At 65.6% G+C, this 19,251-nt stretch carries 16 protein-coding genes; 7 read left to right on the forward strand and 9 right to left on the reverse strand.

What is annotated here, in order from left to right:
* Positions 1-118 precede the first annotated feature (118 nt).
* The 5 genes from gap to M1E07_RS10415 all read left to right on the forward strand — a co-directional run bounded on the left by gap (position 119) and on the right by M1E07_RS10415 (position 4,115).
* A complete protein-coding gene (gene gap, locus M1E07_RS10395; protein ID WP_307095167.1) occupies positions 119-1,129 on the forward strand; it encodes a type I glyceraldehyde-3-phosphate dehydrogenase in 1,011 nt (336 codons plus the stop codon).
* Between the two features lie 10 nt (positions 1,130-1,139).
* Entirely contained in the window at positions 1,140-2,366 is a 1,227-nt protein-coding gene (locus tag M1E07_RS10400) for a phosphoglycerate kinase (RefSeq protein ID WP_461190125.1), read from the forward strand.
* A gap of 119 nt (positions 2,367-2,485) precedes the next feature.
* Positions 2,486-3,301: a triose-phosphate isomerase gene (gene tpiA / locus M1E07_RS10405; RefSeq protein WP_461190126.1), complete on the forward strand. Its 816-nt coding sequence runs from the start codon at positions 2,486-2,488 to the stop codon at positions 3,299-3,301.
* Between the two features lie 50 nt (positions 3,302-3,351).
* On the forward strand, positions 3,352-3,609 hold the full coding sequence (gene secG, locus M1E07_RS10410) for a preprotein translocase subunit SecG (RefSeq protein ID WP_013600897.1): 258 nt from the start codon (positions 3,352-3,354) through the stop codon (positions 3,607-3,609).
* A 110-nt stretch (positions 3,610-3,719) separates the two neighbouring features.
* Entirely contained in the window at positions 3,720-4,115 is a 396-nt protein-coding gene (locus tag M1E07_RS10415) for an RNA polymerase-binding protein RbpA (RefSeq protein WP_461190127.1), read from the forward strand.
* On the opposite strand, the gene pgl is transcribed toward M1E07_RS10415, so the two are convergent.
* The 6 genes from pgl to tkt are packed head-to-tail and all read right to left on the reverse strand — an operon-like array spanning position 4,068 to position 12,301.
* The gene (gene pgl / locus M1E07_RS10420) at positions 4,068-4,886 is read right to left on the reverse strand and encodes a 6-phosphogluconolactonase (protein ID WP_461190128.1); all 819 of its coding nucleotides are present in this window, start codon (positions 4,884-4,886) and stop codon (positions 4,068-4,070) included. The two genes, M1E07_RS10415 and pgl, sit on opposite strands and share 48 nt — an antisense overlap.
* Positions 4,876-5,817 carry a glucose-6-phosphate dehydrogenase assembly protein OpcA gene (locus M1E07_RS10425; protein ID WP_461190129.1) on the reverse strand — a complete coding sequence of 314 codons (942 nt, stop codon included), beginning with the start codon at positions 5,815-5,817 and terminating at the stop codon, positions 4,876-4,878. The genes pgl and M1E07_RS10425 overlap by 11 nt, the downstream gene beginning before the upstream one ends.
* Positions 5,814-7,385 (reverse strand): glucose-6-phosphate dehydrogenase, encoded by a 1,572-nt coding sequence (zwf, locus tag M1E07_RS10430; RefSeq protein WP_461190130.1) that lies wholly within the window; start codon positions 7,383-7,385, stop codon positions 5,814-5,816. Before zwf ends, M1E07_RS10425 begins: the two co-directional genes overlap by 4 nt.
* A 14-nt stretch (positions 7,386-7,399) precedes the next feature.
* A complete protein-coding gene (locus M1E07_RS10435; protein WP_461190131.1) occupies positions 7,400-9,034 on the reverse strand; it encodes a glucose-6-phosphate isomerase in 1,635 nt (544 codons plus the stop codon).
* A 6-nt stretch (positions 9,035-9,040) separates the two neighbouring features.
* On the reverse strand, positions 9,041-10,156 hold the full coding sequence (gene tal / locus M1E07_RS10440) for a transaldolase (RefSeq protein WP_461190132.1): 1,116 nt from the start codon (positions 10,154-10,156) through the stop codon (positions 9,041-9,043).
* A gap of 27 nt (positions 10,157-10,183) precedes the next feature.
* Positions 10,184-12,301 carry a transketolase gene (tkt, locus tag M1E07_RS10445; RefSeq protein WP_461190374.1) on the reverse strand — a complete coding sequence of 706 codons (2,118 nt, stop codon included), beginning with the start codon at positions 12,299-12,301 and terminating at the stop codon, positions 10,184-10,186.
* 514 nt (positions 12,302-12,815) lie between these two features.
* Between tkt and M1E07_RS10450 the strand changes: the two genes are divergently transcribed.
* Positions 12,816-13,775, forward strand: a complete 960-nt coding sequence (locus M1E07_RS10450; protein WP_461190375.1) for a heme o synthase — start codon at positions 12,816-12,818, stop codon at positions 13,773-13,775.
* A gap of 204 nt (positions 13,776-13,979) precedes the next feature.
* The gene (locus M1E07_RS10455; protein ID WP_461190133.1) at positions 13,980-16,349 is read left to right on the forward strand and encodes a SulP family inorganic anion transporter; all 2,370 of its coding nucleotides are present in this window, start codon (positions 13,980-13,982) and stop codon (positions 16,347-16,349) included.
* Positions 16,350-16,443: 94 nt separating this feature from the next.
* On the opposite strand, the gene M1E07_RS10460 is transcribed toward M1E07_RS10455, so the two are convergent.
* The 3 genes from M1E07_RS10460 to M1E07_RS10470 are packed head-to-tail and all read right to left on the reverse strand — an operon-like array spanning position 16,444 to position 19,182.
* Positions 16,444-17,388 (reverse strand): COX15/CtaA family protein, encoded by a 945-nt coding sequence (locus tag M1E07_RS10460; protein WP_461190134.1) that lies wholly within the window; start codon positions 17,386-17,388, stop codon positions 16,444-16,446.
* Between the two features lie 7 nt (positions 17,389-17,395).
* Entirely contained in the window at positions 17,396-18,217 is an 822-nt protein-coding gene (locus M1E07_RS10465; protein ID WP_461190135.1) for an ABC transporter permease, read from the reverse strand.
* The gene (locus M1E07_RS10470) at positions 18,214-19,182 is read right to left on the reverse strand and encodes an ABC transporter ATP-binding protein (RefSeq protein WP_461190136.1); all 969 of its coding nucleotides are present in this window, start codon (positions 19,180-19,182) and stop codon (positions 18,214-18,216) included. The genes M1E07_RS10465 and M1E07_RS10470 overlap by 4 nt, the downstream gene beginning before the upstream one ends.
* Between the last annotated feature and the right edge of the window lie 69 nt (positions 19,183-19,251).

Genomic DNA, 19,251 nt, shown 5'->3' on the forward strand with positions numbered 1-19,251 from the left:
AGGCTGGTCGCCCTCCGTCTGTAAATCATCTCTGCCCAATGGCGTGCGGGATCTGTTAGTTGGCTTGATAGCCCGCTCAACTAGTTGTGCTTTTCAAAGCACCAAGGAGACTGTAAAAGTGACGACCCGTATTGGTATCAACGGCTTTGGCCGTATTGGCCGCAACTACTTCCGCGCAGCACTCGCACAGGGCGCGGACCTGGAGATCGTTGCAGTCAACGACCTCACCAGCCCGGAGGCCCTCGCCCACCTGTTCAAGTACGACTCCGTCGGCGGCCGCTTGAAGGAAACCATCGAAGTCAAGGACGGCAACATCGTCGTCAACGGCAACGTCGTCAAGGTCCTGGCCGAGCGCGATCCCGCCAACCTCCCGTGGGGCGAGCTGGGGGTGGACATCGTCATCGAATCCACTGGCTTCTTCACCAAGGCCGCCGATGCGCAGAAGCACATCGACGCCGGCGCCAAGAAGGTCCTCATCTCCGCACCTGCTTCGGACGAGGACATCACCATCGTGATGGGCGTTAACCACAAGCTGTACGACAACGCCACGCACCACATCATCTCGAATGCGTCCTGCACCACCAACTGCCTCGGCCCGCTGGCCAAGGTTGTCAACGACGAGTTCGGCATCGAGCGTGGCCTCATGACCACGGTTCACGCCTACACCGCGGACCAGAACCTGCAGGACGGCCCGCACAAGGACTTGCGCCGCGCCCGCGCCGCTGCCGTCAACATGGTTCCCACGTCCACCGGTGCAGCAAAGGCCATCGGCCTGGTCCTGCCCGAGCTCAAGGGCAAGCTGGACGGCTACGCCATCCGCGTCCCCGTCCCCACCGGCTCCGCCACCGACCTCACCGTCACCGTCTCCCGTGAGACCACCGTGGAGGAAGTCAACGCTGTGCTCAAGCGCGCAGCGGAGTCCGAGGACCTCCAGGGCTTCCTGACCTACACGGACGAGCCGATTGTCTCCTCCGACATCGTTGGCGATCCCGCATCCTCGATCTTCGACTCCGGCCTCACCAAGGTGATCGGCAACCAGGTCAAGGTTGTTTCCTGGTACGACAACGAATGGGGCTACTCCAACCGCCTCGTTGACCTCACGGAGCTTGTGGCAGCCAAGCTGGGCTAGGGTTAGACACATGACATCTCACACCCTCAACGAACTGATCGCTGAAGGTGTCCGCGGGCGGTACATTCTGGTTCGAAGTGACCTGAATGTGCCGCTCGACGGCTCTACAGTGACTGACGACGGCCGCATCAGGGCCTCACTGCCAGTGCTGGGAAAGCTCACGGACGCCGGTGCCCGCGTGCTGGTAACAGCCCACCTCGGACGCCCCAAGGGCGCCCCTGAGGACAAGTACTCCCTCCGCCCCGCAGTCAACCGCCTGGCTGAACTTGCGGACTTCAAGGTCACCCTGGCCCGGGACACGGCAGGCAGTTCCGCCAAGGAAGCTGCAGCCTCCCTCCAGGACGGCGAAGTGCTGGTTCTGGAGAACGTGCGCTTCGATGCCCGCGAAACCAGCAAGGACGACGCCGAGCGCGGCGCCTTCGCTGACGAGCTGGTGGCACTGACCGGGGACAACGGCGCGTACGTGGACGACGCCTTCGGTGCGGTGCACCGCAAGCACGCCAGCGTCTACGACGTCGCCACCCGGCTGCCCTCCTACCTGGGCGACCTCGTGCACACTGAGGTGGAGGTGCTCCGCAAACTCACCGCGGACACGCAGCGCCCCTACGTGGTGGTGCTCGGCGGCTCGAAAGTCTCGGACAAGCTGGCAGTCATCGACAACCTGCTCGGCAAGGCGGACACCATCCTGGTAGGCGGCGGCATGCTGTTTACCTTCCTCGCCGCAGCGGGCCACAAGGTGGCCTCCAGCCTGCTCGAGGAGGACCAGATCCCCGTGGTCCAGGACTACCTGAAGCGCGCCGCAGATGCCGGCACGGAATTCGTGGTGCCCACCGACGTCGTCGTGGCCGGGAAGTTCGCCGCAGACGCCGCCCACGAAACCGTGGCAGCAGACGCCATCGAGGACAGCAGTTTCGGAGCCGAGGGCATCGGCCTGGACATCGGTCCGGACTCTGCGGCTGCCTTTGCCGACAGGATCAAGGGTGCCAAGACCGTTTTCTGGAACGGACCGATGGGGGTCTTCGAATTCGAGGCCTTTGCCGCCGGTACCCGCGCCATCGCACAGTCGCTGACCGAAACCGGCGCGTTTACCGTGGTTGGAGGCGGGGATTCCGCCGCCGCCGTCCGCACGCTTGGTTTCGCTGACGGCCAGTTCGGCCACATTTCCACCGGTGGCGGTGCCAGCCTGGAATACCTCGAAGGCAAGGAACTCCCGGGGCTCAGCGTCCTGGACCGTTAGAGACAGCCGCCGGTAGCAGCACTTTCCGGCAGCAGTACCTGGCTCTTCAACCCTCCGGCCGGCAGGTTGCCCCGCGGCAGCCTGCCGGCCGAACACTTATCAAGACTTTTGGAGAATACGTGACAACTTCAACGAATGGCGCTTTCGACCGCAAGCCCTTTATTGCGGGCAACTGGAAAATGAATATGGATCACGTGCAGGGCATCACCCTCCTGCAGAAACTCGCGTGGACCCTCTCCGACGCCAAGCACGACTACAGCCGGGTTGAGGTTGCCGTCTTCCCGCCGTTCACCGATCTTCGCGGAGTGCAGACCCTGGTCCAGGGTGACGACCTGGATGTTGCCTACGGCGGCCAGGACCTCTCGCAGTTCGACTCCGGCGCCTACACGGGCGACATCTCCGGCCAGTTCCTGAACAAGCTGGGCTGCAAGTACGTCCTGGTGGGCCACAGTGAACGCCGGACCATCCACAACGAGTCCGACGACGTGCTCAATGCCAAAGTACAGGCCGCGTTCAAGCACAACCTGGTTCCCGTGCTGTGCGTCGGTGAAGGCCTGGAAATCCGCCAGGCAGGCACCCACGTGGACCACACGCTGGCCCAGCTCCGCGCTGGTGTTGCAGGCCTTACCCCCGAGCAGGCAGGCGAGCTTGTGGTGGCCTACGAGCCCGTGTGGGCCATTGGCACCGGCGAAGTAGCGGGGCCGGGAGATGCACAGGAAATGTGCGCCGCAATCCGCGCCGAGCTTGAGACCCTCTTTGGAACCGACGTAGCGTCGAAGACACGCCTGCTGTACGGGGGATCGGTCAAGGCCAACAATGCCGCCGCTATCCTGAAGGAACTCGACGTGGACGGCCTGCTGGTGGGCGGTGCAAGCCTTGATCCGGCCGAGTTTGCTAATATTGTCAGGTTCGAGAGTCATTTGGTGACGGACTAGTCCGTCCCGCCGCGCACACTCCCGCAATTCCAACTTTCTGAAAGGCCGTCGTGGACGTTCTTCATGTCATTCTGCAGATCCTCCTTGGCATCACCAGCCTCCTGCTGACGTTGCTCATCCTCCTCCATAAGGGACGGGGCGGCGGACTGTCCGACATGTTCGGTGGCGGCATGAGTTCCGGGTTGAGCTCTTCGGGCGTGGCCGAACGCAACCTCAACAGGTTCACCGTCATCCTCGGTGTCACCTGGGGCATCGTCATCATCGCCCTCGGGCTGATTATGCGGTTCAGCGGTGGCGGAGACTCCTGACACACAGCTAAAAGGATTCGCGCGGGCACTGCCGCCGCGCGGATCTTCGAACTAAACTGTGGCTGTCGGTTTCCGGCAGCCACAGTTCTGTTTAAAAGGCAGGAGCACCGATGGTCCACCCAACATCAGGTTTCCGGGGCACGCGGGCGGGTGTAACGGCAGGAACAGGGCCCAGTCTCCAGGCCGACGAGGACCAGGTAAAAACCCTCCCGCGCATCCGGGTGTCGTACTGGTGCGGGAAGGGGCACGAAACACAACTGGTTTTCCTCAAGCTTCCTGAGGACCAGCTGCCGGCGGTGTGGGATTGCCGCCGGTGCGGCGCTGGGGCAGCCAAGGACGGCATGGCCGCCGCCGGGGCGGACGCCAGGGCAGACGGCTACAAGAGCCACCTGGAATACGTTAAAGAGCGGCGCTCCAGCCAGGACGCCGAAGACCTCCTGGCTGGAGCGTTGGAAAGACTACGCGCCCGCGGCGTCCTTGCGGACGAGCTGCTGCGGAACGCGTGACGCCGCGTTTTCATCGATGAGCCAAAGCGTCCGCGAAGTTCCCCGCGGACCCGCGGCGGGCACCTGCACAGGGTTGGCGCCGGCAAGTGCCAGCCCCACCGCCCCGGCCTTGTCCTCGCCCGCAACAACCATCCATACTTCGGCAGCCGTGTTAATGGTCGGCAGCGTCAGGGAGACGCGCAGCGGAGGCGGTTTCGGCGAGTTCCGCACACCCACCACCGTCCGTTCCTTTTCACGGATGCCGGCCTGCTCCGGAAACAGCGACGCCACGTGCGCGTCCGGTCCTACGCCCAGCAGGACAACGTCCAGGCGGGGGAGTGCGCCCGGCTGTTCCGGCCGGTCATCGGACATATCGGCAGCGTGTTCGGAGGCGGCAGCGTCCCGAAGCTGGCGCGCATAATCCTCGGCAGCCTCTTCGGGAGTACCGAACTGGTCCGAGGACCCGGGTTCGTGGATCCGCTCGGGATCCACCGGAATATGCGAAAGCAACGCGTTGAACGCCTGTTTCGTGTTCCGGTCGGCGTCGTCCGAGGAGACAAACCGCTCGTCGCCCCACCAAAAGTTGACCTTGGACCAGTCGACGGCGGGCGCCGCCGGAGAGTCAGCAACAGCCTTCAGTGTGCCGATACCCACCGTGCCGCCGGTCAGGACCACGGTAGCCTCACCGTACTTGTCCTGGACATCGACAAGCTTGGTGATCAGGCGGGCCGCAATGGCCGCCATCAGCACGGAGGAATCAGGATGAATGCTTACTCTTGGCTCAACGCTCACTGGGTCGGACACTCCTTAGATTGGTACGCGGCAGTCCCATAGTAATCACTTCCCCGAACACTTCGTCCGGGTCAAGGCGGCGCAGCTCCTCCGCGAGGCAGTCGCGGAGACTCCGGCGGGGAAGGGAGATCCGTTGGGCCGGCTGTCCCGGCTGGGTCAGTTCGGCCACGGACAGTCCGGGGCGGAAGAGCTGGACGTCGCCTCCCGGGCGGGTGAGGCGGACTCGGCGGATGCCGGTCCCGGCGGGGTCGGCCACAATCGTCACCGGTGCGTCCAGCGTGAGGGTGAGCCAAGCCGCGAGGAGGATAGTGCTGGGAGAGTCCGAGGCACCTTCAACCGCGACGGCGGTCACCGGCGAGGAGTCCACCTGGTCCAGGACTGCGGCGAGCTGGATCCGCCAGTTGGTCAGGCGGGTCCAAGCCAGGTCGGTGTCCCCGGCCCGGTAGGTGGCATTGATGTTCTCCAGCGCCGCCTGCGGGTCCGGTTCGTTCGCGGAATCCGTGATGCGTCGGTGCGCTATCCGGCCAATGGAGGTTTCGCAGGCGCTTTCCGGGGCACCGTGCGGCCACCAGGCCACGATCGGTGCGTCCGGCAGCAGCAGCGCAGCCACGAGGGATTCGCTTTCATGCGCAAGCTGGCCGTAGCCGCGCAGCACAATCACCTCGGACGCGCCCGCGTCACCGCCGACGCGGATCTGGGCGTCCAGCTTGTCCTCGGCGTCGGCTCCGGCGTCTGCCAGGACGATGATGCGGCAGGGGTGTTCCCGGCTTGCATCGTTGGCAGCCTCGATGGCCTCTTCCTCGAGCCCTGACTTAGTGACCACCACGAGGGTGAGCACCCGGCCCAGGGCGATCACCCCGCCCTGCTCGCGCAGGGCCATCAACTTCTTGGAAACGTTGGAGGTGGTGGTGTCCGGCAGGTCTACAATCATGGCCTTCTCCAGGTTCGTCCGTCTCGGGCCAGCAGCTCATCGGCTGAGGCCGGGCCCCAACTTCCCGGGGCGTAGGGTTCGGGCTGTTCGTCCAGGGTTCCCCAGTAGTCCTCGAACGGGTCAAGGATCTTCCAGGACAGCTCCACTTCCTCGTGCCGCGGGAACAGCGGCGGCTCGCCCAGGAGCACGTCCAGGATCAGCCGCTCGTACGCCTCCGGGGACGATTCGGTGAAGGAGTGCCCGTACCCGAAGTCCATGGTCACGTCGCGGACTTCCATCTGCGTGCCGGGGACCTTGGACCCGAAGCGGATGGTCACGCCCTCGTCGGGCTGGACCCGGATCACCACGGCGTTCTGGCCGAAGTCATCCTCGCCGTGGTCGCGGAACAGCAGGTTCGGCGCACGCTTGAACACCACCGCGATCTCGGTCACGCGCCGGCCCAGGCGCTTGCCGGCCCGCAGGTAGAACGGCACACCGGACCAGCGGCGGGTGTGGATATCCACCCGGACCGCGGCGAAGGTTTCGGTGGTGGAATCGGCAGGGATGCCCTCTTCCTCCAGGTAGCCCTGGACCTGTTCCCCGCCCTGCCAGCCGCCGGTGAACTGCCCCCGCGCTGAGTGCGTGGACAGGTCATCGGGAAGCTTGACGGCGGCGAGGACCTTTTCCTTCTCAGCGCGCAAATCATCGGCGTTGAAGGAGATGGGTTCCTCCATCGCCGTCAGCGCCAGCAGCTGGAGCAGGTGGTTCTGGATCACGTCGCGGGCTGCGCCCACGCCGTCGTAGTAACCTGCCCGGCCGCCGGTGCCGATGTCCTCGGCCATGGTGATCTGGACGTGGTCCACGTAGTTGGCGTTCCACAACGGCTCGAACAACTGGTTCGCGAACCGCAGCGCCAGGATGTTCTGGACCGTCTCCTTGCCCAGGTAGTGGTCGATCCGGAACACCGCGTCAGCCGGGAACACGGACTCCACGATATCGTTCAGCTGCCGGGCGGATTGGAGGTCGTGCCCAAAGGGCTTCTCGATCACCACGCGGCGCCACTTGTCGCCTTCAGCCTGGGCCAGGCCGTGCTTGGAGAGCTGCCGGCAGACCTGTTCGAACGCCTTGGGCGGGATCGACAGGTAGAACGCGTGGTTTCCCCGGGTGCCGCGGACGTCGTCGAGCTCCTTGATGGTTTCACCAAGCCGCTCGAAGGCGCCGTCGTCGTCGAACGCGCCCTGGACAAAGCGGATGCCCTCAGCGAGCTGGTTCCACACCGCCTCGTCAAAAGGCGTGCGCGCGTAGGCCTGCACGGAGGCCTTCACCTCGGCGGCAAAATCCTCGTCCGTCCAAGGTCGACGGCCAAAGCCCACCAGCGCAAAGCTGGGAGGCAGCAGCCCACGGTTGGCGAGATCGTACACGGCCGGCATGAGTTTCTTGCGGGCCAAGTCACCGGTTACTCCGAAGAGCACCAGCGATGACGGACCGGCAATCCGGTTCAGGCGGCGGTCACGCGGGTCGCGGAGCGGATTCCGCAACGGTTTCCCGGGACGCGTCCCGGACGTCCTGCCGTATTCAGTTTCTGGCATGGTGCTTCTGTGCCTTAGCTTTCGGTAACGGAGGCTGACCTGGCGGACAGCGCAGCAATGATGTCCTGCAACTGTGCCACACCGGCTGCCCGGTCGGTCAGGTGCAGGCGAAGCACCGGGCGGCCGTGCTCGCTCAGGACCTGGGCGTCACCGGCGGCCTGCGCCGAGATCAGCTTCCCGAAGGTGAAGGGACGGTCGGGGATGGCAAGATCCTCGGCCGCCTCAGCAGTGACCTGGAGGAACACGCCGATGGCGGGGCCGCCCTTGTGGAACTGCCCGGTGGAGTGCAGGAACCGGGGACCCCAGCCGAAGGTGACGGGACGGCCGGAAACCGCTGCCAGGTCATCGCGGATGCCCTCGAGCTGCGCGAACGCGAGCCGGTCGAAGTAGGCCTGGACGCTGAGGTAGCTGTCCGGCTGGAGGGTTTCCAGTAAGGCACGCACTGCCTCTTCGGCCGTGGACGCACCGGCGAGCCAGCCGCCGCCGCGGACCTCGATGGCGCCGTCAACAAAGGCTGCGGGAGTCGGCTCCGGCTGTGCGTCCAGCAGGCCGCGGGCAGCAATCTTGGCGGCCTCGACATCCGGCTGGTCAAACGGGTTGATGCCCAGCAGGCGTCCAGCCACGGCCGTTGCGAACTCCCAGACCATCATCTGGGTGGCCAACCCGGCGGCGATGGCAACTTCGTTTTCACCGAGTTCGACGTCGGCGTCCGCGGCTACCAGCCGGACCACCAGGACGTCGGCGGCCTCTGACGTGACCTCCGGCGAGTTCGGGCCGGCCACCACGGGCAGTACCCCGGTGCCCAGCTTGCCCGTGGACTCGGCGATGAGCTGCTCAGCCCAGTCGGCGAAGCCCACGATGCCGGAACCGTCCTCGGCGATGACTATCTTGTTGCGCAGGGGGCTGGTGCCGCCCAGGGCGGTTCCGAGGGACAGTCCAATGTTCTCGGGAGCGTCCTCGTTGAGGATCTCTGCTGCTTCCTCGGCTTCATCCAGGAAGGCCTGGATGTCCACGCCGGCCAGGCCCGAGGGGACCAGGCCGAAGGCGGTGAGGGCGGAGAAGCGGCCGCCGACGTTGGGGTCGGCGTTGAAGACCGCACGGTAGCCGGCCTCACGGGAGGCCTTGTCCAGCGGGGAGCCGGGATCGGTGACGATGATGATGCGGCTGGCGGCATCGATGCCGGCGTCATTGAACGCCTTCTCGAAGACTCTCCGCTGGGAATCCGTCTCAACGGTGGAACCGGACTTGGAGGAGACCACGATGGCCGTCTCCGCCAGCCGGTCCGCCAGGGCAGCACGGACCTGGTCCGGGTCCGTGCTGTCCAGCACAGTCAGCTCGACGCCGGCGGTGCCGGCAATGACCTCGGGGGCCAGCGAGGATCCGCCCATGCCGCAGAGCGCGATGCGGGTAACGCCTTCGGCGCGGAGGGCATCGCGGAGTTCCAGGATCTCCTGCACCAGCGGCTGGGAAACGGTGGCCGCCTCAACCCAGCCGAGCCGGATGGCCGACTCTGCTTCGGCCTCGGTTCCCCACAGGGTATGGTCCTTGGCGAAGATCCGGGTGGCGATGCGGTCCTCCACCAGGGTGGGGAGGTGCTGTTCCAGTGCCTGCTGCGCGGCACCTGTGGCTTCGTAGCTGAGTGTGCTCATTGTTGGTTAGGAAGCCTTCCGTGCAGACGCGAGGGCGCCCTCGACGTCGCCGAGCAGTTCCTTCCAGCTGGCCACGAACTTGTCCAGGCCTTCGGATTCAAGGATTGCTACAACTTCGTTGTACGAGATGCCGAGCTTCTCGAGCGCGTCCAGGGTGTTGTTGGCCTCGGTGTAGGTGCCGGTGACGGTGTCGCCGGTAACCGTGCCGTGGTCGAAGGTGGCATCCAGCGTCTTTTCGGGCATGGTGTTCACGACGCCGGGTGCGACGAGTTCCGTGACGTAGAGGGTGTCCGGGTAGGCCGGATCCTTGACGCCGGTGGAGGCCCACAGGGGACGCTGGGGGAGTGCGCCGGCTTCGGCCAGCAGGGCCCAGCGCTCGGTGGCGAACAGTTCTTCGTAGACCTGGTAGGCCAGGCGGGCGTTGGCCAGGCCGGCCTTGCCCTTGAGTGCCTTGGCCTCCTCGGTGCCCAGGGCGTCGAGGCGCTTGTCGATCTCAGAGTCCACGCGGGAGACGAAGAAGGAAGCCACGGAGTGGATCTTCGAGAGGTCGTGGCCGTTTTCCTTCGCCTGCTCCAGGCCGGCCTGGAAGGCGTTGATGACGGCGCGGTAGCGCTCGAGGGAGAAGATCAGGGTGACGTTGACGCTGATGCCCTCGGCCAGGGTGGCGGTGATGGCCTCGAGGCCCTCGAGCGTGGCCGGGATCTTGATAAGGACGTTGTCCTTGCTGACCCTCTTGTACAGGTGCTTGGCTTCGGCAATGGTACCGGCGGTGTCCCAAGCCAGGCGGGGGTCAACCTCGATTGACACGCGGCCGTCCACGCCCTTGGTGGCTGCCGCCACAGGAGCGAAGAGGTCGCAGGCATCGGCGACGTCGGTGGTGGTGATTTCGAAGATGGTGTCCTCGACGCTGGCGCCGGCCGCTGCCTGCTTTGCGATCGTGGCGTCGTAGTCGGTGCCTGCCGTGATGGCGGCGTGGAAGATGGACGGGTTGGTGGTCACGCCAACCACGTTCTTCTCTTCGATGAGCTTGGCGAGGGTGCCGGTTTCCAGGCGTCCACGGGAAAGGTCATCGAGCCAGATGGAAACACCGGCGTCGGAGAGCTGCTGGGTGGGAGTAGTCATTGTTCTGTATCTCCTAAGAAATCTGGTTTAGGCCTGGAGGCCTGCGAGGGAGTCCTTGGCGGCCGCGGCAACTGCTTCCGCGGTGATGCCGAACTCCTGGAAGAGGCGCTTGTAGTCGGCGGAAGCGCCGTAGTGCTCAAGGCTGATGGAACGGCCGGCGTCGCCGACGAATTCCTTCCAGCCCAGAGACAGTCCTGCCTCGACGGAGACGCGGGCCCTGACGGCGGCAGGCAGCACGGACTCGCGGTAGGCGGCGTCCTGCTTGTTGAACCACTCAACGCAGGGCATCGAGACAACGCGGGCTGCGATGCCTTCGGCCTGCAGGGCTTCGCGGGCCTGGACGGCCAGCTGGACCTCGGAACCGGTGCCGATGAGGATGACGTCGGCCGGGACGGTGACGCCGTCCTTGGCGGCTTCGGCCAGGACGTAGGCACCCTTGGCGACGCCGGCCACCGAACCGAACGTGTCGCCGTCGGCTACGCCTTCGCCGCGCTCCCAGGTGGGGATGTTCTGGCGGGTCAGCACAATGCCGGCCGGGTTGCTGTGGTTTTCCAGCATCGTCTTCCAGGCAACGGCTACTTCGTTGGCATCACCGGGGCGGACAACGTCCAGGCCCACGATGGCGCGCAGGGTGGCCAGCTGCTCCACCGGCTGGTGGGTGGGGCCGTCCTCGCCCAGGCCGATGGAGTCGTGTGTCCAGACGTACAGCGACGGGACGCCCATCAGCGCGCCGAGGCGGATGGCCGGGCGCTGGTAGTCGCTGAAGATCAGGAACGTGCCGGAGAACGCACGCGTGCGGCCGTGCAGGCTGATGCCGTTCACGATCGACGCGGCAGCGTGCTCGCGGATACCGAAGTGCAGGACCCGGCCGTACGGGTTGCCCTTCCACGCGTCGGTCTGCTTGGACGCCGGAACGAACGACGGCGAGCCCTCGATGGTGGTGTTGTTGGACTCGGCGAGGTCCGCGGAACCGCCCCACAGTTCGGGCAGGACCGGGCCGAGGGCGTTGAGGACCTTGCCTGACGCTGCACGAGTGGAGACGTCCTTGCCGGCGGGGAAGACCGGAAGGGCGGCGTCAACATCGTTCGGCAGTTCCTTGGCCTCGATGCGCTGCAGCAGGGCTGCGCCTTCGGGGTTGGCCGCCTGCCAGGCGTTGAAGGACTCTTCCCACTCCTTGCGGGCGGCAGCACCGCGGTCCACCACGGCGCGGGCGTGGGCCAGGACGTCCTGGTCAACGTCGAAGGACTTGGCCGGGTCAAAGCCCAGCACCTCCTTCAGGGCTGCGACTTCCTCGGCACCGAGTGCTGAACCGTGGATCTTGCCGGTGTTCTGCTTCTTGGGGGCCGGGTAGCCGATGATGGTGCGCAGCGATACGATGGACGGTTTGGAGGTCTCAGCCTTGGCGGCGAGGAGTGCGGAGTAGAGCTCCTGGACGTCTTCCTTGTATTCGCCGGTTTTGGTCCAGTCCACACGCTGGACGTGCCAGCCGTACGCTTCGTAGCGCTTCAGGACATCCTCGGTGAAGGCGATGTCGGTATCGTCCTCGATGGAGATGTGGTTCTCATCGTAGACAACAACGAGGTTGCCCAGTTCCTGGTGGCCGGCCAGCGAGGAAGCCTCGGCCGTGACGCCTTCCTGGAGGTCGCCGTCGGAGGCAATGACCCAGATGGTGTGGTCGAAGGGCGACTCGCCGGCCGGGGCGTCGGCGTCGAAGAGGCCGCGCATCCGGCGCTGGGAGTACGCGAAGCCGACGGACGACGCAAGGCCCTGGCCCAGCGGGCCGGTGGTGATTTCCACGCCGGCGGTGTGCTTGTACTCGGGGTGGCCCGGGGTCAGTGAACCCCAGGTGCGCAGCGCTTCCAGGTCCTTCAGCTCCAGGCCGTAGCCGGAGAGGAACAGCTGGATGTAAAGGGTGAGCGAAGTGTGGCCCGGCGACAGGACGAAACGGTCACGGCCCAGCCAATCAGGGTTGCGCGGATCGTGGCGCATCAGCTTCTGGAATAGAAGGTATGCGGCAGGCGCCAGGCTCATCGCCGTCCCGGGGTGGCCGTTGCCCACCTTCTCCACTGCATCTGCAGCGAGCACGCGGATGGTATCCACCGCGCGCTCGTCCAGGCTGGTCCAAGACAGTTCTTGCTCTTCCAAATGTGGCACGAAAACCGGGCCCCTCTCTGTGCTGATGGCGGGCGGCACACCGGATCCGTCCAAAGGCACGCCGTAAGGCGCCCGCTGCGGTGTGTACCAGCCGTTCACCATCGAAACGTTGATCTTTCCACTCAGCCACTGGCCAGTCCGGGAATGCGTTTTCCACTGCTTCCCTGCTGCGTGCTGATCTGGTGACAGCTTAGCTCCATTCCACTTCTTGGGCTGCTCAAATCTCACGTTGTGGACGCAATTTCGGCTTATGTGAATCCGTCTGAAGTGAGGCTGAGTTAATCTGCTCGAATCGGAGCGCGAGCGATCACCAGCACCAAAAGGCGGGCCGTTGGGAAGGGGTCGGCACGGTATGATATTTGGAGGCCGATGCCGGGTAACGGACCTTTTCAGCGTCCCGAACTCCCGGCCATGGCGCGGATCACTAATTCCGGTTCCGCCGCCGCCCGCAGGGGCGGGCCGCATGACACAGCTGGACAGCCAGACAGAACTGCCAACAGAACGGGTGACTGCCACCGTGAGCACAACAGATATGCCGCTGAACGCATCCCGGGCTTCAAAAGCCGGGATTGCCCGTAAGGCCAAGGCGTATCTCGCCCTCACCAAGCCCCGCGTCATTGAGCTGCTGCTGGTAAGCACGCTGCCCACCATGATTTATGCGGAGCGCGGGTTCCCGTCCATCGGGCTGATCCTGGCAACCCTCGTGGGCGGTGCCTTCGCCGCGGGCAGCGCCGGCGCTTTCAACTGCTACATCGACCGCGACATCGACAAGCTGATGCACCGCACCGAAAACCGGCCGCTGGTGACCGGTGAAGTCACGCCGCGTGAAGCGCTGATCTTCTCCTGGCTTTTGGGCGCGGCCGCCATCGCCATCCTCTGGTTCGGTGCCAATCCGTTGTCCGCATGGCTGGGGTTGGGCGCCATCTTCTTCTACGTGGTGATCTACACGATCATCCTCAAGCGGCGGACCGCGCAGAACATTGTCTGGGGCGGCGCGGCAGGCTGCTTCCCGGTGCTGATCGCCTGGGCTGCTGTCACCAATTCCGTGGAGTGGCCCGCCGTCATCCTCTTTATGGTGATCTTCCTTTGGACCCCGCCCCATTACTGGCCGCTGTCCATGCGCTACGGCGAGGACTACCGCAACGCCAAGGTCCCCATGCTGGGAGCCATCGCCGGCGCCAAGGTGGTTTCAGTTCAGGTGGTTTTGTACGCGTGGGCCATGGTGGCCTGCTCCCTGTTGATGGTTCCGGCCGGCGGTGCGGGCTGGGTTTATACGGTGACTGCCGTGCTGGCGGGGGCATGGTTCCTGTACGAGTCGCACTCCCTTTACAGCCGGGCCCACCGCGAGGACATCACCGACAAGCGGGCCATGAAGGTCTTCCACGGCTCCATCAGCTACCTCACCCTGCTCTTTATTGCCCTCGCGGTTGATCCGTTCATCGGGCCGGCGGTCATGGCGGGGTAGCTTCGCCGCCTTTCGGACTCCAAGCCTCTCCCGGCCTCTGCCGGGGGAGGCTTGTCGGTTAAACGAAGCCCGAAGGGAGAGCCACCGCGCGCAGACAGTTGACATCTCATATGACACATATGTCACGTTGATCACTTATCCTGTCACCGTGTAAGGCGGTCTGGTTACTGTGGGGTGGATCCTGCCCGCGAGCAAAGGAAACCCATGGCACAGGCAAATGATCCTTCCACCGTTCCAGCACCCAGCCACAGTCCGCCCCCTGGTTCCCGCCGCGGATACCCGTACGGGCTCCAGCGTCCCGCCTTCCTTGGCCATCCCGGCGCTGATATTCCGGCTTCACTCGTTGTGTTCCTCGTCGCCCTGCCCCTGTCGCTGGGTATCGCGGCGGCGTCCGGCGCGCCCATCATGGCCGGCCTGATCGCCGCGGCCGTGGGCGGCATCGTGGCAGGCAGCCTGGGCGGGTCGCCGCTCCAGGTGAGCGGACCTGCCGCAGGTCTTACCGTCGTCGTCGCCGGGCTGGTGCAGGAGTTCGGTTGGCAGGTCACCTGCGCGATTACCGCTGCGGCTGGTGTCGTCCAGCTGCTGCTTGGCATCAGCCGCGTGGGGCGGGCCGCGCTTGCCGTATCACCCGTCGTGGTGAAGGCAATGCTGGCAGGCATCGGCATCACCATCATCCTCCAGCAGATCCAGGTCCTGCTGGGCGGCCAGCCGGCCGGCTCGGCCCTCGAGAACCTGATCACCCTTCCGGGAGCCATTACCAACGTCGAACTTCACTCCGCACTGCTCGGGCTGACCGTCGTCGTGATCCTCCTCGGGTGGAAGCACCTTCCGGCTGCGGTGCGCCGTGTTCCCGGGCCGCTGGCCGCCGTCGCCGCGGGCACTGCACTTTCTGTTGCCTTCGCCCCGGGAGTTGAGCGCATCTCCTTCACCGGGTCAATTTTCGACGCCGTCGCGTTGCCGCAGCTGCCTGAGGGCAACTGGCGCGCCGTCGCGTTCGCCGTCATTTCGATGGCGCTGATCGCCAGCATCGAGTCGTTGCTGTCCGCCGTGGCTGTGGACAAGATGCAGAGCGGCCCCCGCACCAACCTGAACCGCGAGCTGGTGGGCCAGGGCGCGGCCAATATTGTTTCCGGCTCGCTGGGCGGACTGCCCGTTACCGGCGTCATTGTCCGCAGTGCCACCAACGTGGAGGCCGGCGCGGCCACCCGGATGTCAGCGGTCCTGCACGGCGTCTGGGTCCTGGCCTTCTCCGCCCTCTTTGCCGGACTGATCCAGCTGATCCCCCTGTCCGTCCTCGCTGGCTTGCTGGTGGTGATCGGCGCGCGCCTGATCAAGGTGGCCGATATCCGGACCAGCCTCCGCACGGGCGACCTTCTGATCTACGTTGTGACCCTCCTCTGCGTGGTGTTCCTGAACCTGCTCGAAGGCGTCATGATCGGCCTGGCGCTTGCCGCGGCCAGTGTGCTGTGGCGGGTGCTGCGCGCTGCCGTCCACTCCCACCGGCCCGTCTCGCCGTCGGACCCCTGGCGCGTCACCATCGCCGGATCCTGCAGCTTTTTCGCCCTGCCGCGGCTCAATCGTGTCCTGCATGCCGTTCCGGCAGAAACGGCCGTGACGGTGGAGGTGAACGCGGACTACCTGGACCACGCCTTCCGCGAGGCCCTGCTCGCCTGGCAGCAGCAGTATGAGGCAGCAGGCGGAACGGTGCGCCTCGAGGAACACGGAAATACGCTCTTGCAGGATGCGGCCCACCAACCGCCCAAACGCCAGGACGCAAGGGAGCTTCCGCTGCCGCCGAGGACCTCATGGCAGTCGGCACAGGAAGCGCACCTCCGGGACGCGCAGCGGCCGGGGGACGACGCCGGGGACCAGGCGCTGGACCCGGCAGGAAAGGGTTCCCCGCCGCTGCGGTCGCTGCTGAGCGGCATTGACAAGTACCACCGTCGCTTCGCCGACCAGGTACGTCCCCTGGTCCAGGACCTGGCAAACGGCCAGAACCCGGACACCCTGTTCGTAGCCTGCGTGGACTCGCGCGTGAACCCAAACCTGATCACCAGCAGCGGCCCGGGTGACCTGTTGACCTTGCGGAACATCGGCAACGTGGTGTGCCACGATGGCCAGGACGCCTCGATCGACTCCGCCCTGTCCTTTGCGGTGAACGGGCTGAATGTTGATTCGATCGTCATCTGCGGGCACTCCAACTGCGGTGCCATGAAAGCGCTGATCGATGACGCCAACGGCAAGGGAAACCCGTCGCTTGGTGCCGGATTCGACGCCTGGCTGAACCATGCACGGCCAAGCTATCGCGAGCTGCTGACGGAACATCCCGTGGCGTCGGCGGCCGCAGCCGCCGGGTACGGCCGGCAGGACCAGTTGGCAATGGTCAACGTGGCCGTACAGCTGGGCAAACTCGAAAGCCATCCGGTGGTGGGCCCGGCACTCGCCAACGGCAGCGTGCAGGCAACCGGCCTTTTCTACGACATCGCCACGGCCCGGGTGTTGTTGGTGGAACCGGCCGGCATCCAGTTCCTAGGCCCCGAACAAACCGTACTCAGGTCCTTCCCCGCAGGCTGAGCTGCAGCCCGATCCGCAGGCAACTGCCGCCAAACACACAAGCGCCCCGGTTCGTCACGAACCGGGGCGCTTGGCGTTTGGAGTATCGGTAGGGCTATTCCACCGGGCTGGACCGGGCGATGTCCCAGGCGTTGGTTGCCGCCACCATCAGCAGCGCGGCGCCGAGCATGTGGGCCGCTACCAGCAGTGCCGGAATGCCGTTGTAATACTGCGTGAAGCCGATCACGGCCTGAAGGAGCGTGACGGCGAGGAGTCCCAGGATGGCGGCGCGGAAGGGCCCCTTGATCCGGCGTAGGAACACCAGTGCGAGTGCCACCACCGTGCCGGCCGTCACCAGGTACGCCGGGACGGCGTGGATGTGGGAGAACAGGTCCCAGTCCAGGCCGTTCCGGGGGGCATCGGCATCACCTGCATGGGGTCCGGCCCCGGTCACCACCACGCCCAGCATCACGGCGAGGGTGGAGGAGAGCGCGACGGCGGCCGTCACCGGACGCATGACGCCCGGCAGGGCAGCGTGGGAGGCAGTGCGGAACCGGCCGGTCCGGCCGAAGGCGCGGTTCACCAGCAGCGTGGCGAACACTACCAGCGCCATGGAGACCAGGAAGTGCAGTCCCACCACCCACGGGTTGAGGTTGGTCAGGACCGTAATGCCGCCGATCACTGCCTGCGCGGGGATGCTGGCGAGAAGACCCAATGCCAGCAGGAAAAGGTCCTTGCGCTCTTTGCGGAGGTTCCACAGGTACACCAGCATCAGGGCTGCGACGGCGGCAAGGGCGAAGGTAAGGAGCCGGTTGCCGAATTCGATGAAACCGTGGATGCCCATTTCCGGGGTGTTCACCAGCGAAGTGTCCGTGCAGCGCGGCCAGGTAGGGCAACCCAGGCCGGATGCGGTCAGCCGCACCGCCCCGCCGGTGACCACCAGGAGGGTCTGGCCGATCAGGGAGGCAACCGCGAGGCGGCGTACCCGGACGTCAACGGAACGGGGCAGCCGGGACGACAAGCGGTTAACGAACTGGGGGAGGCGTGCGGCCGTGCTCACGGATATCTCAATTCCACTTAAACCAACGGATGGCTGCTGCCCCGGCAAAGACGGTCCAAAGCAGCAGGATGAGGGCGGCGCCGCCATTCAGCGTGCCGGCAAGGAAAGCCTCGCGGAGGGATTCACCGAGTGCTCCGGAGGGCAGGAACTGCACCAACTCCTGGGCGGCGGCAGGCAGGCGTTCCGCCGGCAGCACGATTCCGCCAAGGGCGCCCAGCAGGATCCAGAGCAGGTTGGTGATGGCCAGTGTGGCTTCGGGCCGGACGGTGCCGGCCACCAGGAGGCCCAGGGCGGTGAAGGCGGCGGCGCCCAGCGCAAGGAGGAGGAGGCCGGGAATCCAGCCGGCTGCCAGCGGCCGCCAACCCAGGGAGAGGGCTACTGCACTGACGACGGCCACCTGCAGGCAGAGTACGGCCAGGACCGACAGCGCTTTGCCGGCGACCAAGCCGCCGCGGCCAAGGGGAGTGGTGGAGAGGAAGCGGAGTACGCCATAACGCCGGTCGAACCCGGTGGCGATGCCCTGGCCGGTGAACGCTGTGGACATGGCGCACAGGGCGAGGATCCCGGGAACGGCGACGTCGATGCGGGTGCCGCCCATTCCGTCCAGGAACGGCGTCACTGTCAGGCCGACAAGCGCCAGGAGAGGCAGGACTACTGCCAGGATCAGCTGCTCGCCGTTTCGGAGCATGGCCAGGGCCTCATACTTGCCCTGAAGCAGGACGCGCCGCAGCAGCGACGCCGGCTCTTGCGTGCCCGACACTCCACCCAAAGCGGCGACTGGAGTGCGCCCTGGGGTGGCGCCTGCAGCGCCGGACGCTGGCCCGTTCATCGGATGTCCTTTCCCGAGATATCCAGAAAGACGTCTTCAAGGCTACGCGCCTGCAGGCTCATGGAAGCAGGCATGATGTTGTGTGTTTCCCACCAGCTGGCCAGTGCTGCGAGGTGGGCGGGCGTCAGGCTGCCCGTAATGCAGTAACTGCCGGCGCGGGTCTCGGCAATTGCGATGCTGTCCGGCAGGACGCCGTCGAAATCCAACCCTGCAGCAGCCTCGAATTCGAGCGTCCGGATGTGGTCAGCCCCCGCTTCCATTGCGGGGTTGTGCCGGAGCAGTTCCTGGACAGTTCCCTCGGCGACGTTCCGGCCGCCGTCGATGATGTAAACGTAGTCGGCCAGCCGCTGGGCGTCGTCCATCAGGTGCGTGGTGAGGATGATGCCCATCCCGGCATCGCGCAGTTCGCGGATCAGGTCGAACACCAGTTGGCGGGACTGCGGGTCCAGGCCGGCGCTGGGCTCGTCAAGGAACAGGACTTCGGGCCGGCCGATCAAAGCGGCGGCAAGGGCGAGCCGTTGCTTTTGTCCTCCGGACAGCCGGCGGACGGTGGTCCGGCTGAACGCGCCGATGCCCAGCCGCTCAATCAGGTCTTCCACAGGCCAGGGCTGTGCGTAGAGTCCGGCAATATGCCGCAGCAAGGGTACGGGCCTGGACGACGGCGGCAGCCCGCCGTCCTGAAGCATTACACCCACGCGTGAGCGCAGCTCCGCCCCTGCTGCTGCCGGGTCCTGGCCCAAGAGAGAGATGGTGCCGCCGCTTCGCTTTTGAAGGCCCTGGGCACATTCAAGTGTGGTGGTTTTCCCGGCGCCGTTGGCGCCCAGCAGGGCGGTGACCTGCCCGCGTTCGGCGACGAGGGAAACGCCGCTCACCACCCGGAGCATTTTTCCGTCCAGGCTGGCAAGCGGACCTACATCCTTAACTAGCCCGCTGATGGACAGAACCGGGGATTGGGGGGATCGCACCCCAGTATTCTACGGGATGTAGTATTTTTCGATGTCCCTCGACTGGCCTGGTAGGTCAGCCTGCCCTTA

This window comes from Arthrobacter sp. Z4-13 (assembly GCF_054792705.1).

Excerpts from the sequence above, each read along its gene's own strand:
- M1E07_RS10400 (WP_461190125.1), top strand. The coding sequence starts at position 1,140 with ATGACATCTCACACCCTCAACGAACTGATCGCTGAAGGTGTCCGCGGG.
- M1E07_RS10415 (WP_461190127.1), top strand. The coding sequence starts at position 3,720 with ATGGTCCACCCAACATCAGGTTTCCGGGGCACGCGGGCGGGTGTAACG.
- M1E07_RS10425 (WP_461190129.1), bottom strand. The coding sequence starts at position 5,817 with ATGATTGTAGACCTGCCGGACACCACCACCTCCAACGTTTCCAAGAAG.
- zwf (WP_461190130.1), bottom strand. The coding sequence starts at position 7,385 with ATGCCAGAAACTGAATACGGCAGGACGTCCGGGACGCGTCCCGGGAAA.
- M1E07_RS10435 (WP_461190131.1), bottom strand. The coding sequence starts at position 9,034 with ATGAGCACACTCAGCTACGAAGCCACAGGTGCCGCGCAGCAGGCACTG.
- tal (WP_461190132.1), bottom strand. The coding sequence starts at position 10,156 with ATGACTACTCCCACCCAGCAGCTCTCCGACGCCGGTGTTTCCATCTGG.
- M1E07_RS10455 (WP_461190133.1), top strand. The coding sequence starts at position 13,980 with ATGGCACAGGCAAATGATCCTTCCACCGTTCCAGCACCCAGCCACAGT.
- M1E07_RS10465 (WP_461190135.1), bottom strand. The coding sequence starts at position 18,217 with ATGAACGGGCCAGCGTCCGGCGCTGCAGGCGCCACCCCAGGGCGCACT.